This is a genomic window from Edaphobacter sp. FHG110511_03 (assembly GCF_059115365.1).
In genome coordinates, this window is record NZ_JBZYWL010000004.1 from 729,154 (window position 1) to 743,384 (window position 14,231).

Genomic DNA, 14,231 nt, shown 5'->3' on the forward strand with positions numbered 1-14,231 from the left:
TTCCTCAGAACAATAGTTTGAGGGCCGCCTGGATATTGCGAGGTGAGTTTGCCTGGCTTGTGATCCAGCCGAAATTGGCTGAACCTAGGGTCGTGTTAGGCACACCGAACTGCACCTTGTTTAGCAGGTTGAATGCCTCGAGTCGGAATTGCAAGCCCATGCTCTCGTGGATTGGGAAATTCTTCAGCAGGGAGAGATCGTCCTGAAACCCTGCTGGGCTGCGGAGTCTTCCGGAGGATCTGGGCACGTCGCCAAGCTCAAAGGCGTTTGCTTTGCGGAAGGCATTGGCGTCGAGATAAGCGTTCGGCTGCCCTGTACCGCCGAGACGCTGATGTACATCGCCCGATGTGAGCGGCTTTGCTCCCGGCACGAAGAAGGGACGCGAGCCAGAGTATGCCTGGCCTCCCGTCTGCGTGATTCCAAGCGCGTAACCGGACTGAATCGCGACGATGGTATTAAGCGACCAGCCCCCGACGAATTGGTTCAACCATGGCCTAACATTACTGCCGAAGCGCTGGCCGCGTCCGAAGGGCAGGTTGTAATTGGCATTGGTGACCAAGCGGTGAGGGATATCGGTGGCCATGATCGACCATTCCTTGTCTCGGATGTGGTAGCTGTTCTGGAAGTTTGGTGTTTGGTTGAGATTAAGGAAGCCAGTGAGCAGGGGAGAGGTGTTGCCCATCAGCTTGGAGAAGGTATAGCTGACAGTCGCCGAAAGGTTCTTCGATCGCTGAATGGTGATGAAGGCCTGTGCAGCATTGAAGATGGATGCTCCGATGCCGAGCTGGTTGACAGTAAGCGAGGTATTCGCCATTCCGGTGTTCGGTGTGTATTGCGGATAGAGCGAGAGAAGCTGCACACGTTGCACCGTGGCTGAGGTAGCCAGCGGTCCTGCTGCGGTGTTGCGATAGAAGGGATTGGCGACCTGTGCGTTGAGGTAGTCGATCTGCGACTGGCTACCCGGAGCACCCCAGTACTGATCGCGCAGATCGTTGGGTCGGTAGTTGATCGGCAGATGGACGCCGTGGCTTCCAACATAATTAAGGTGTAACACGACGCCTTGTGCGATCTGCGTCTCGACTCCGGCGTTGATCTGCTGGAAATAGGGCAGTGGATTGTTATAAACCGCTCCACCCACCGAAGTTCCCGTACCCGCGGTTACGCCTGCAGCAGGACCAGCTGGCAGAATCACACCGTTAGGGAAAGGATTCGCAATCATCGTCGTGGGGATACTGGTGCTCGTATAGTTGGTCTGGGTCTGCTGTGAATAGCCGAGTGTTGATGTGCCATAAAAGCGCTGGGAGGTGGGAAGATACATCAAAGCGTATCCTCCGCGCAGCACAACTCGATTTGAGGCTTGGAACGCGAGTCCGATACGTGGACCGAACTTGTTGTAGGCGGTCTTCCATGTGCGGTTGGGAAAGTCGCTTCCGAGATAGCGTGCTCCGCCAGTGAATGGTAGCGCCGCCGAAGAGAGAGGGTTTGCGACATCTAGATCGAGGTCAGCCCAGCGGTTATAGCGTTCGGCGTAGCCGGTCTCGATGTCATACCGCAGACCGACATTGAGCGTCAGTCGCGGATTGACGCGCCAGTCGTCCTGGAGATACATCGCGTGATACCAGGAATCGTATGCTGGCTGCACCTGCCGCGTGAGAGTGGCGCTGGTGAAGGTTCCCATCAGGAAAGCCGCGAAGGAGTCGAACTGTGCTTGGTTGGAGGCAGCTGAGCTAGTAACGTTAGGGCCGTTGGTCAGGGTTGTATCGAACAACAGTGTGCCCGGGCCGTTGCCTGCGCTTTGCTGGTGTTCGAGGATAAGGCGGCCGTCATAGCCAAATGTAAGGGTGTGCGTTCTGAGTTGCCATAGCGCAGTCGATTCCAAAAAGTGGCTGTAATGCTCCCATCGGTTGGTGTTGGCCGCATTTGAGATGCCGGCATAGCCGCCACTGGTGGGACTACCGTTGATGGTGATGTAGGGAAGACCGGCCAGCTGTTGTTGACTGTCCAAGTTGGTGAAGCCATAGTCAGACGCTTGATATCCGTAGTTCTGTGGGATCTGGAAGTTCTTCTGGTAAGCGAAGCCGTAATTGGTCTGCAGAATCAGCCGCGGCGTAATCGTCCACGTATCGCCTATTGCTAAGAGATAGGCACGCAGGGTCTGATTGATGCCGCTGGGGCCAGTAGCCTGGTTGAAGAGATCGTTCTCGTGATGCGTGTTGGTATCACGAGTGCCACGTGCGAAGACACGCTGTTTGGACGAAAAGTTGTGATCGACGCGGAAGTTAAACTGGTCCACCTGATCGCTTGTGCGGTTGGCGTACACATAGTTGTTGGTCAGTCCAGCGACGTTGGGCTGGGGGAAGAACTGCAACAGCTTCTGCGATACAGGGTTGATGTTTTGGACGATCTTGCCTGCACCGAAGCAACCGGCGGAGTTGCAGCCCGCGGGAAGGGGCTGACGCGTATTGCCGCTCGTGCTGTAGGGGTCATAGACCTGGCCGGGGGCTTCGGTAAAAATCCCCTGACGCTGTAGCGCAGTCGGCACTGTCGCGGTTACCGGGGCATAGAGAACGTTGCGTGATGCCTCCCACCCAAAGGTGAAGAAGGTCTTGTCACGGCCCTTGTAGATCTTGGGTAGGTATACCGGGCCGGTAACGAAGAAGCCATACTGGTTGAACTTGTGCGGCGCGCGGAAGTCGTTGCGGCCACGGATGGGTGGCGTGTTGTTGTACTTCAGAAAGTAGGGTGCAGCGTCCAGCTTCTCGTTCCTCAGAAACTCATAGACGGTACCGTGCAGTCGGTTAGTGCCAGTCTTCGACACGATGTTAAGAATGCCGCCCGAGGAGCGTCCGAACTGCGCCGGAGGAGTCGAAGTGATGACCTTGAACTGATCGACCACCTCAACTGATGGCGTTAGGGCAGGCTGGCCCTGGCAGCATACGGTCGCCGGAACGCCGTCGAAAAAGACCTCATTCGATCCCGATTGTCCACCGTTGGACTCGAAGTTATTGGTTCCTGCCGCGACCACCGCGCCACGAACCTGGCTGACACCCTGACCGAAGCCGCCTCCTGGATTGATGCCGGGAGAGAGGGCCGCCAGCCCATAAGGATTGCGCCCATTGAGAGGAAGATCACTCACCTGCCGCGTACCTACCGTATAGCTCACGGTGGAATCGCTGGTTTCAAGATCGGCCATGCCGGCCGACTCGACGTTTACGGTCTCGGTGCTGGAGCCGACCTCGAGGCCCAGATCGATGTTGGCCGTTTGTCCGACCGCCAGGGTGAGAGTCGTCTCTGCATTCTTGAAACCGCTCTGCGACACCTGGATCTTGTAGGGGCCAGTCTGAAGCGATGGGAACGAGTAGATGCCGTCCCCGTTACTCCGGGTAGAGATGGTGAATCTAGTATCGGTTTTGGTAAGAGTAACCTGAGCATCGCGTACGACGGCTCCCGTTGTGTCGGTCAGGCGCCCGGTGATGACTCCGTTTGCGACCTGCCCCTGTAGGAGAGCCGGAGCGAAGAGGAACAGACCGAGAGCAAAGAAATGCGCTACTGCCCTAAAACAAAACTTCATAATGGCCTCATCTGATGAGAGCTGGTGCTGAAACGGAACGGGCATCTTCAGCTAGGCTGGACACCCTATTTCCCTATGGCTCGCCACTATTCGTTTTGTAGAGTGGTATTGGGAAGTACCATGCTGTTACGTAACGTAACAGCATGATTGTTTTCATGTACTTAGTTCTTGTTAGACGCTTGGTCCAGTCGCTTCTTGCTCGATACTTCGGAGCTGATGTCCCTCCGGTGACACACCGCCAAATGAGAGCTCGGATTGAGTTGGACGGCCTGAAGCCCTTCCTTGGCTGCTGCATAGGCTGTAACTACACCCGAAGCCATGCCGCCATAGACGACGGGGTGTTGTTGTCGAAGCTGCTATTGGCGATACGGCTATGTTGAAGCGATGAGGATATGGAAGCGAAATGGAGCAGTGATCTGTATTTTCCGATCATGGAAAAACATACTGCCACCCGCGCGATACCTCGGAGACTTTTCGAGCGAATGGCACGCGCTGTTACATTGAATCTGCAGGCACTTGCGAGGTAAATGTATGGATCGCAACAGGCCAGGTCCGCAGCGGAGCATTTCCCTCCACCTCGGTATAGGTCACCATCTCGAAGTACTTTGGCGATCCTTCCTTCCTCCACATCTCCTCGATTGAATTCGACCCTGCAGCTGAGGAAATAAGTGCGACAAGAGCGCCAGTATCTCGAGATTGCAGAAGCATTACTTTCAGCCCGGGTGCACGTCCAGGCAGCACGGCCAGGATTGAGGGCCGGACCTCCCGGTAGCGGCTCTTATGAATGATCTCGTAGGTCTTCTGCTCCCCGAGCCGGGGCTTTGTATTCGTTACCCGCAGCTCAGCCGGCGCGAGAGAAAAGTTCATCGCCTGCAGGTAATCGTTGAGAGGCTGAAGAGTTTGGTGCGTGCCAACGGCGATGACATTCGAGTTTTCCAGAAACAGTGGCGAGAGATCGCGGGTTACATTAAATGAGACACGATCTTTGGCTCCTACGCCGTCGAGGTAGCGTGCCATATCGATTGCCGCCAGCGTATCCCACGTTACGGTATAAGGCTGCTCGAAGGTTCGTTCTCCCAGAGTCTTGGTCAGTTTGTCGAACTCCGGGTCTTTGGGCACATCATTAAAGTCGTTGACCGAGGTAGAGCGCAGCCGGTACGTAGGATGATCCTTAAAGCCGAAGATGACTGGAGTTGGGAGGATGATTCTGATCGGCGCTGTGCCTGTCAGAAACCAACTCCAGAATGCATTTGGCTTTGGGCGTTCAGAAACAGAATGGATGGCGTTATATTTCCAGCCAAGACACACAATCGCAATGAGGAGAACCCCGATGATCCCCGACAGGATCTGGACTGTATACGAACGTCTAGGGGCTTGCGGAATTTCGACTTCGTTGCTCACTGGAGCGGCGGTGTGCAACGACTGGTCCTGCACCATTAGCTGATGCGTTCCGGTGGGAATGACCAGCAGCTCTGGTTCTCCGGGCTCCAGCTGGTAGTACTCTTTCAGCTTTTTCCGCAGGCGAGAGATGTGGACTCTGACTGAAGCATCCGTAGTGGGATCGAAGCTTGCACTACGCCCAAGAGCTTCGGTCGCCAGTGCGTACTCGCTGACGCTTTCAGAGCGATGCTCCCAGAGATATTGCAGCAGTTTCCGCTGCGTTTCGGCTCGCGCAAAGTGAGAGCTATGCAGCACGTGATGCACATGCGCTTCAATAGCCTCGGTCATCTCTGTCGTTTCAGGTACCTGCGGTACAAGCGTTGCAGCCATGCATGGCATTCTATCCAGCTGCCGATACACTTGTCCTAATGCAAAAGCGCGCGGAGCTGTGATGGATACGTCTTAGCCGTCTCAGAGCTGTTCGGTGGGCGCACTCCGATTCCGTACGTCAGACTGTCTCCAAAGCATAAGATAATTGCATCGGCGGGAAGGTGCTTCGGGAGTTGCGCGCGAATCGTTCCGGCCAGTAGAGCGTAGCCCTTCGCCGTAAGGTGGACTCCGTCGGTACTCAACTCGGCGTTTGTCCCTCCGGCCTTGCTCAGCACAATGGAAAACGGAGCCAATGGCACATGCTCGACCTGTGCCACGCCGCGCACCTGTTCGTTGACCATAGCAAGCCGTTGCAACGGAGGAATATCGCCATATGCTTCCTGCTTATGTCGGGCCATCAGCCGGGTAAGGTCAGGATCATGCACGGTGACCAGAATGGCCTGAGCGCCCCGGGCTTTTACGCGAGCAACCATCGCCTTCAGATGAGCCCCGGTCTCGTCGGCCGCGAGAAACTTCTTCTCGTTGAGCGCGTCGTTGCCTCCCGCGAAGAGAACAACATAGTTAGGATTGAACTGCTGAAGTGCGCTATCAAGACGAGCGTCGAGTTCGGAGGTGTTTTCCCCCGGAAATCCATCGTTGATGACACGCACTTGAGCGCTCAGATTTGCGGCGAAGACGAGACTCAGAAGCAAAGAACGAAGATTCATGCGAAATGACTTTTATCCAAAGGTACTGGTAACAGGGATTGGCAGCTCCTGCTACTCTCGTTGAAGTCCCAGAGACCAATATACGGGCGGCGGGATCGCTGCCAGCTTTTAGAGCCTTGAAAACTGTGTTGGGTTATTCAGATGGGCGCTAGATCCAGGATTGGCGTGGACGGAGTTGTTTGATCGACTTGGAACGGGCATAAACAGCGACCGAATCAACTCAAAATGCTCGTGCGGATCACCTAGACTTCCGTTGATCGTCGGCAATCTCACGTTGCCATATCACGCGCATGTTGCAGACGGCATACAAAAGCCGTCTGGTGAGGTGTTGATAGGTCGGCGTGGCCTCTCTCCTGTAGTGACAGTGCGATCCGCGAAGACGGGTACTCCGGCCACCTGATTTGCGCGATCCTTGCCCTCGCTGGTTTTGCTGATGTCCGCGGAGCCCGGTGAGAAACACGGTCGGCACGATGTAACGCGTGGTAGTGGCGACATTGTAAAAAGGGATGCCCTGTAACCGCTATTGATGTGAGGCGAGGAGAAGTTCGGATTCAAACTGGGCATGCTTATGAAGCACTGGCCCCGAGGCACGGTTGCGTCGTTCATATGGTTTAGCACTTCAACTATATATAACAATACAAAAACATCCTTGATCACACTGAAATGTGAGTGCAAACTCACAGAAGCTTAAGGAGTCTTTTACGTTGAGCGCAGCGACTGATGCGGTAACAGCCTTGCAACTGTACCGACTTCCACTATTCGACCTCCTCTATCGGGCTCACACAGTTCATCGTAGTTTTCATGACCCTCAAGAGATCCAACGTTGCGTTCTTCTCTCCATCAAAACAGGTGGATGTCCAGAGGATTGTAACTATTGTTCTCAATCGGCACACCATAAGACAGGACTTAAACGAGTACCCCTCCTTTCTGTCGAACAGGTCCGCACGTCCGCGATCCAGGCGCGCGAGCAGGGTGCACAGCGTTTCTGCATGGGGGCTGCATGGCGCAATGCTCCAGACGGTGAACCCTTCGAACGTGTGGTTGCGATGATACGAGAAGTTAAAGCGCTTGGCCTTGAGGCATGCGCCACACTCGGTATGCTCAATGCCGATCAGGCCCACCGTTTGAAAGAAGCCGGCCTCGATGCCTACAACCATAATCTAGACACGAGCCGTGAACATTACCCAAATATCGTTACTACGCGTACATATGATGAACGGCTGGAGACAATTAGATTCGTTCGGGCAGCGGGAATTACGGTTTGTTGCGGTGGAATTCTCGGTATCGGGGAGACAGAAGAGGATCGTTGTTCTCTTTTGAGTGAACTTGCCCAAATGGAGCCACCACCTGAGTCGGTACCGATAAACCTTTTGGTGCCTATCCCAGGAACTCCACTTGAAGCTTCTACCCCTGTTGAGTTAACGGACCTCGTTAGAACAATTGCAGTCGCGCGAATTCTGATGCCTCGCTCCCGCGTCCGTCTCACGGCCGGTCGAATGACCCTTAGCAAAGAAGGACAGCTTCTCGCCTTCTTTGCAGGTGCAAACTCTATCTTTATAGGAGAAAAACTATTAACTACCTCGAACATTGTTTTGGACCGAGATAATGCAATGCTTACGGAGATTCGCTAATGAAGATCGCCATTCTATGGGCTGGTGTTGCTGAGGCGGGGCGGCGAGAGAAGTCGGGCGCTGCTGTCATAAAAGATGATTTCCGAACCCTCCTTGTGTTCGAAAGATGCATAAATCGCCTTTAGAGGCGGTTCGCATCGGCCACAGAATGTCTCGCCTGGTGTGCGCGGTTGGGGCAGAAGAGATCCACAAAAGCAGTTTTCGAAAACTACGTTCTTTGCCAATGCGTTCAGGATTGCTACCGATAAGCCGACTTGCCGCTACTGATCTGCAGATCGAGCGTGATGATCGTTGCTCTCTTCGAGGCCAGATTTGGATATGTAGGTCTATCGCTGATCAATGGGGCGAGGGGGCGCCAGCACTTGCACCCAATGCTCCTACGGGCAGCGTTCCTCCTTCGGACAGAGCCTTCATGTTCTCAAGCATCTTGGTGAACCGAGTCCGGCGGTTGCTGATGTCCTTATTCCGTACATCATCGTCGGCGAGCATGCTGTTGTCATAGACCAAGGTGTAGTTCAGGCGCGTAGTTTTGTCGGTGAGAGGGGAAGCCTCGAGTGAGCCGTGATACATGTTGTAAGTAACGCCTTCGCGAACCGGCTGGGTGTACGTGTAGCTGTATTTCGTTTTGCCTACGAGTACCTCATGGCCGATAGACCGGACGGTGCCCAGGCTGCCATCGCCGGAGAGAATAGTGCAGTTTGGAATGCCCCATTCGCCAATGTCGCAATATTTGCCAATGCGAGCCCAGACTGTGTCCACGGGTGCATTGACGGTGACGGTCATAGGTATGGCGACGTAGTGGGGATTTTGAGTCTGCAACTGATCCGGTGCGGGGCTTGGTGGTTGAATGGCTTCCTTAGCCGAGGGTAGCATTTTCCCGCCTTCGCCCAGCGTCTTCATGTTCCGAAGAAATACGGTAAATCGCTTCTTGCGGGTGTCGATTTCGGCGTCGCGGGCGGCATCGTCAGCGAGCATGCTGTTGTCGTAGAAAAAGCTGTAGATGAGGCGCGATGTTTTGGCTGTAACGGGCACCGCCTCCAGCGTGCCATGATAAAGGTTGTATTTGGTGTCTTTTCGTACGGGCTGCGTGTAGGTGTAGCTGTGGTCGGTTTTGCCGACCAACACCTCATTCACTATGTTCCGCTCGGACGCATAGCCGCCGTCGCCTGCAAGTACTTTGCAGTCGGGAAATGCCCATTTGCCAATGTCACAGTATTTGCCTACTCGCGCCCAAACTGTGTCGGCGGATGCGTTGACGTCCTCGGTCAACACCAAGGTCACATAATGGGGGGTTGGCACTTGCAGCGGAGCAGGAGCGGGGCGGGGAGAGTTCACGGCGGGCGACTGCTGAGCAACAGAGGCGGCAGAGAATGTTGCTAGGAACAAGACGGCTATCTGGTGCATGTTGTTTGATCTCCTGAAAGGGCTGCTCACTTAGATAGGCCGTTCGGCCTAGCAATAGTCGGGCTTTTTCGACCCAGTTCATCTTCCCGCGAAATCGGCGTTTCAGCAACTTGGCTAACTCGACAACGATAATTGGGATGAGCAGGTCTCGTTTATTAGATCGATCGGAGGTTATCTCCAAACTAACTTGTCTGGCTCGCGGCCTTGCGCGATCGCTCGCCGTTCCCGCCAGCCACTTGCCTCAGAAAGCGAATTCCTTCATAAGCAATAGCGGATGGACTGGATTCGATATCTCGCCAGATTGCTGCAGCAGCGCTGAGATCACCTAACGCGAATCCAAAACTCTCGATAGTAAGCCAGCCGTTGTATTCAAGTTGGCGAATCGCGGCGAAGACGCTTTCCCATTCAACATGGCCCGAGCCAGGGATTCCACGATCATTCTCGCATGTGTGAATCAGTTTCAAATACTTTCCGACCTTAAGCAATCCGGCTGCGATACTCTTCTCTTCAATGTTTGCATGAAAGGTGTCGTATAGAATTCCGATGTTCGGATGGCCAACTTCTTCCGCTAACAAGGCGGCATCCTCCGCGGTGTTCAGAAAGTAAGTTTCGAAACGATTAAGGGGTTCAATGGCAAGGGAGACGTTGTGTTCAGTCAGCGTGTCGCCTACCCGCTGATACGCTTCGATCGCCCAAGACCACTCGTCAGCAGTACGGCGCCTGCCTGGTAGATATCCGACGGGACAGTAAAGTGGGCCGGCAATGGTATCAGCACCGCACTCCGCCGTAATCGCAATAGCATCTTTCAACCATTGGATAGACCGCTTGCGAATCGTGGCGTCGTCACTGATCGCACTCAAACCGTCGACAAAAATGCTCACTGTATTACATTCAAGGTCATTTGATGACATCGCGCTGCGAACACGCGCAGGAGATACATTTGCTCGGAAGATAGGAAACTCTATTCCATCGAAGCCCTTTTCCTTGATCGTGGGAAGAACCTCCTCGACCGAGTTGTCATAGGTAGCGGACCAGATAAGCGTATTGACACCGAGTTTCATGGTGACCCATTATCCCCTACTTCAAAGTGATCGTCTGACTTGAATTCCTGATCGAAGAAAGCCTTTTTAGTCCCACGATCGTCCAAAATGGCTCCATCAGTCGATTCGGCATAGTTCTACCTTCCATACTCCCCATACTGTCATCTATTCTTTTCAGGACATGAAGATTGCCGCCCTATTCCTTGCTCTAGCCTTGTCCGCTGTCGCTCAGACGACTAAGTCCTCTTCTGCTGTTGGCACCACCATTCCCTCTGACGCGAAAGAGACGATTGTCCTGTGGACAAACGGTGCGCCTGGGGCGGTTGGCGACACCTTCGACGACCAGCCCAAGCTTTGGAGCTACCCTGCTTCCGGCCCCGGCCCTCATACTGCTGTGATTGTCTTGCCCGGTGGCGGTTATAACCACCTCGTCACCGAGCAAGAAGGTGCACGGGAGGCCCGCTGGTTGAACAAACTCGGCATCTCGGCTTATGTGCTGCAGTATCGCCTCGGCCCGCGCTACCTCTACCCCATTCCGCAGATCGACGGCCAGCGGGCCGTTCGCTACGTCCGAGCCCATGCAAGTGAGTGGAACCTGAAGCCGGACGCCATCGGTGTCTGGGGTTTCTCCGCCGGCGGCCACCTTGCCGGGTTCCTTGCTACGGGTAACCCGCACGGTCTGCCAGAGCTGCCTCCTGGCACCACCCAGGACTTTGGGCAATCCGCTGATGCCGTCGACAAGCTTTCCGCTCGCCCTGACTTCGCCATCTTGAACTACGCACGTCTCACCGTCACCCGTGATTTTCCTGGCTCGTGGTCCATCACCTCGCTCACGGGTCCTACACCCAGCGATGAACTTAATCACATCATCTCCCCGGTAGACCATGTTACGAAGGACACCAGCCCCAGCTTCATCTACGCCACCGAGTTCGACGAGAAGGTGAATAGTATGAACGCTACGGTCTTCTTCAATGCGCTTCGTAAGGCCGAAGTCCCTGCCGAACTTCACATCTTTGAACGTGGCCCCCACGGCACTCACATGGGAGACGATCAGACGAAGTATCCAGAACTGGGTATCTTTCCCCTGCTCCTGGAAAATTGGCTCCGTGTACACAACTACCTGCCCACGAAACCTTGAAAGCCAGCCGTGGCTACAGTCGTTCTGGGCCGCAGATATCTGAGGAGAATGCTTTGACTCCCGACTGTGACGCCATAGTTGATCTACGTCGCTCACTCACGCAGCAGTTTGACTCGGCGGCTTCGTTTCGCTATTCGGCACTTGCCGAAACGTCAACCGATCCAAATGGATCGATGAGTGCTAGGCCCTGTTAGCACCAACTGACACTCGCTCCAGAATTATCTTGGCATCTAGGCGCATTATGTTTCAAAAAGTCTGCTCGCCATTCTCCTCGCGAAACGCTGTACATTGGATTTCGCATGAAAAAGTTCATTAACCGCCCGGAAGATGCCGTGGAAGAAATGCTGCAAGGGTTGGTCGTGCTTCACCCAGGCTCGGCCCGTCTACTGGGACATAAAGTTATAGTGCGCGCAGATGCGGGACACGACAATAACCAACAGGTCGCGGTAATCGCCGGCGGCGGAAGCGGCCATGAGCCGGCTCATGCAGGCTATGTCGGCGTGGGCATGCTGAGTGCTGCTGTGGTCGGAGAAATCTTTACCTCGCCCAGCAGCGATTCCGTTTTCACCGCCATCAAGGCGGTTGCGACAAAGTCCGGTGTGCTGCTGGTGGTTAAGAATTACACCGGCGACCGACTGAACTTCGGTCTGGCGGCCGAGATGGCGCGTTCTGAAGGCATCCCGGTCGAAATTGTCATCGTGGATGATGACGTTGCCCTGAAAAGTACGGATCAGCCCGCGGGTGCACGCGGTCTCGCAGGCACTGTTTTCATTCACAAGCTGGTGGGCGCTGCGGCGGCCGAGGGCAAGAGTCTGGCCGATGTAGTGGCAACGGGTAAAGCGGCAGTTGCGTCTCTGGCGACTATGGGTGTTTCTTTTTCGGCGGGAACTTCTCCCACAGTCGGAAAGCCCAGCTTTGAGCTCGGCGAGGATGAGATGGAGTTTGGCCTTGGTATTCACGGAGAACCAGGAGTGACGCGGATGAGGGTGCAACCCGCAGACGAGCTGACAGAGACATTGCTGAGCGAAATTCTGAAGCACGGAAAGTTTGGCGACGAAAAGCGCGTGGCAATGATGGTGAACAATTTGGGGGCAGCCACGGAGATGGAGCTGGCGATTGTGGCCCGTCATGCAATGCTCTCTCTTGAAAGCAGGGGATTCACTGTGGATCGAACATATTCCGGAACATTCCTCTCATCCCTTGATATGGCGGGGATCTCGATCTCCGTTCTCGGTGTAAACGATGAGTGGCTGCGCTGGCTCGATGCAGCAACGACGGCTCCTGCATGGCCAAACTTGCTGAAACAACCGCCTGGCAGACCGGAATCGAGAGTGGTAGCGAACGTCGACGCAAAGGTCACTTCGCCGGCCACCAAGAGCGTGCAATCGGATGCAAGCAGAAAGACAAAGGAGGCCATCGAGGCAGCATGCAAGGCAATGATCGACGCCGAGGGCGAGCTTACCGAGATGGACCGCGTAACGGGTGACGGCGACCTAGGCACTAACATGGAGCGCGCAGCTAAGGCCCTCCAAAGTGCGGTGAACTCGTATCCACTGGACGATCTTCCTGCTACCCTCAAAGCGCTCGGTCATACTCTTCGGCGCGAGTTGGGTGGATCATCAGGACCGCTCTATGGCGCGCTTTTCCTGCGTTGCGGCAGCGCCCTGGAGGGCTCAGGCGCAATCGGATTGACGCGGTGGGCCGAAGCGCTCGATCAGGGCTGCCAGGCAATCAGCGAACTAGGTGGCGCGAAGCCTGGCGATCGGACCATGCTGGATGCGCTCGATCCATTTATGAAGGCCCTAAAGAAAAGTGATGATCGGAAATCGCCGCGCGAAGCAGTCTTATCCGCGATCGATGCGGCGGAGCATGGCATGGAAGCAACGGCCCGAATGAAGCCACGTTTGGGGCGGTCTAGTTATCTTGGGGATCGGGTGCTCGGCTATCCCGATCCGGGGGCGAAGGCGATCACCATCTGGCTGCGCTGCGCCTGCGAAGCACTCTTCCCACGCTGAGCACTCGCTCAAAGTCCTGTTTGGCGTATTTTCTGCCGTGCTTACACCAAAGGAACTCGCGAAGACTCAGCCTGAATTGATTGCTTTGGAGCAAGAAGAATAAACACTTCTACAGGGAAGGTCTCTCCGTTCCGAGATAATCCGGCCGTCCTAAACTGACATGATAAGCGACGACTTGATGGGAAGAGCGATTGCTGAGATAAGTTGATTAGTTCGCGGGATAAATATCCAGCGCTGGCAAATCGTATCGGTTGCTCTCAAGCACTGTTCTGCTCCTGTCTTCGGAGCGTCGATATCTGGAATAAATGGCCCGAAAGTCGTCTCAGTCCTAAAACACGATGTGAGCCTGATGTGAAATCGAAATAGATAGGGCACGAAAGAACAGACGACGCGATGAAGACAACCGTGAGATAGCTTAGGCGTTGCGCAAACTCAAGATCAAAATGGCGTGACCATATTTTGTCGTAAGGCCGCAATTTTTCGTGTAGGTCTACCCTCACGTCGAGAGAAATGCAGTGATCGTTACGCAGAAGGGGCGGCGGTTACGGTGTGTTTTTAGCACGCCTATCCAAAGCGATGACATCCAACTAGCACCATAAGATAATATGCAACGTTTCATAGTGCCGAACTGAACCGGTGTGGTGGTGGAACCGGGAGGCGTGAACTGGATGAGGCGGAACGCCCGCGCGGACGGAACGATCGGCGTCGAGGCCAGCGGGTCTTGCGTAGAACTCCTTCGCGCAGTCAACATCGGAGACGGGGATGACGATGACCTCGAGCTTCATATCGACACTTGCAACAGGTTGTCGGTGGCCGTCGCACATCAGATTCCTGTACCCAACGCACCTGGAGGAAATACGGGGAGTACCAAAACACTCGTTAGTCACCGTGATAGCAATTGGGGCAGGTCATCTTCGTGGCTTGCGACATAGGCTTATGAAGCGAGATGATCCAG

General features: G+C 54.8%; 8 protein-coding genes. 3 read left to right on the forward strand and 5 right to left on the reverse strand.

From position 1 onward, the window contains the following. Window positions 1-4: 4 nt before the first annotated feature. The 3 genes from AC5S26_RS19700 to AC5S26_RS19710 form a co-directional block, all read right to left on the reverse strand. A complete protein-coding gene (locus AC5S26_RS19700) occupies window positions 5-3,571 on the reverse strand; it encodes a TonB-dependent receptor domain-containing protein (protein WP_494186632.1) in 3,567 nt (1,188 codons plus the stop codon). Between the two features lie 495 nt (window positions 3,572-4,066). Beyond that, a complete protein-coding gene (locus AC5S26_RS19705; RefSeq protein WP_494186633.1) occupies window positions 4,067-5,341 on the reverse strand; it encodes a helix-turn-helix domain-containing protein in 1,275 nt (424 codons plus the stop codon). Window positions 5,342-5,376: 35 nt separating this feature from the next. Then, window positions 5,377-6,048: an SGNH/GDSL hydrolase family protein gene (locus tag AC5S26_RS19710; protein WP_494186634.1), complete on the reverse strand. Its 672-nt coding sequence runs from the start codon at window positions 6,046-6,048 to the stop codon at window positions 5,377-5,379. Window positions 6,049-6,752: 704 nt separating this feature from the next. Here AC5S26_RS19710 and bioB point away from each other — a divergent pair. Further along, a complete protein-coding gene (gene bioB, locus AC5S26_RS19715; RefSeq protein ID WP_494186635.1) occupies window positions 6,753-7,679 on the forward strand; it encodes a biotin synthase BioB in 927 nt (308 codons plus the stop codon). Window positions 7,680-8,015: 336 nt separating this feature from the next. On the opposite strand, the gene AC5S26_RS19720 is transcribed toward bioB, so the two are convergent. Together AC5S26_RS19720 and AC5S26_RS19725 are read right to left on the reverse strand one after the other, a co-directional pair. Continuing rightward, the gene (locus tag AC5S26_RS19720; RefSeq protein ID WP_494186636.1) at window positions 8,016-9,083 is read right to left on the reverse strand and encodes an SRPBCC family protein; all 1,068 of its coding nucleotides are present in this window, start codon (window positions 9,081-9,083) and stop codon (window positions 8,016-8,018) included. A gap of 182 nt (window positions 9,084-9,265) precedes the next feature. Beyond that, window positions 9,266-10,144, reverse strand: coding sequence for a sugar phosphate isomerase/epimerase family protein (locus AC5S26_RS19725; protein ID WP_494186637.1), 879 nt, complete (start codon window positions 10,142-10,144; stop codon window positions 9,266-9,268). A gap of 160 nt (window positions 10,145-10,304) precedes the next feature. On the opposite strand from AC5S26_RS19725, the gene AC5S26_RS19730 reads away from it, so the two are divergent. Both AC5S26_RS19730 and dhaL read left to right on the forward strand, forming a co-directional pair. Next, complete coding sequence (locus AC5S26_RS19730) at window positions 10,305-11,261, forward strand: alpha/beta hydrolase (protein ID WP_494186638.1); 957 nt, start codon at window positions 10,305-10,307, stop codon at window positions 11,259-11,261. A gap of 299 nt (window positions 11,262-11,560) precedes the next feature. Then, a complete protein-coding gene (gene dhaL, locus AC5S26_RS19735) occupies window positions 11,561-13,276 on the forward strand; it encodes a dihydroxyacetone kinase subunit DhaL (protein ID WP_494186639.1) in 1,716 nt (571 codons plus the stop codon). The last annotated feature ends 955 nt before the right edge of the window (window positions 13,277-14,231 follow it).

Coding starts and splice junctions, on each gene's coding strand:
- AC5S26_RS19700 (WP_494186632.1), bottom strand. CDS start 3,571: ATGAAGTTTTGTTTTAGGGCAGTAGCGCATTTCTTTGCTCTCGGTCTG.
- AC5S26_RS19705 (WP_494186633.1), bottom strand. CDS start 5,341: ATGGCTGCAACGCTTGTACCGCAGGTACCTGAAACGACAGAGATGACC.
- AC5S26_RS19710 (WP_494186634.1), bottom strand. CDS start 6,048: ATGAATCTTCGTTCTTTGCTTCTGAGTCTCGTCTTCGCCGCAAATCTG.
- AC5S26_RS19720 (WP_494186636.1), bottom strand. CDS start 9,083: ATGCACCAGATAGCCGTCTTGTTCCTAGCAACATTCTCTGCCGCCTCT.
- AC5S26_RS19725 (WP_494186637.1), bottom strand. CDS start 10,144: ATGAAACTCGGTGTCAATACGCTTATCTGGTCCGCTACCTATGACAAC.
- AC5S26_RS19730 (WP_494186638.1), top strand. CDS start 10,305: ATGAAGATTGCCGCCCTATTCCTTGCTCTAGCCTTGTCCGCTGTCGCT.
- dhaL (WP_494186639.1), top strand. CDS start 11,561: ATGAAAAAGTTCATTAACCGCCCGGAAGATGCCGTGGAAGAAATGCTG.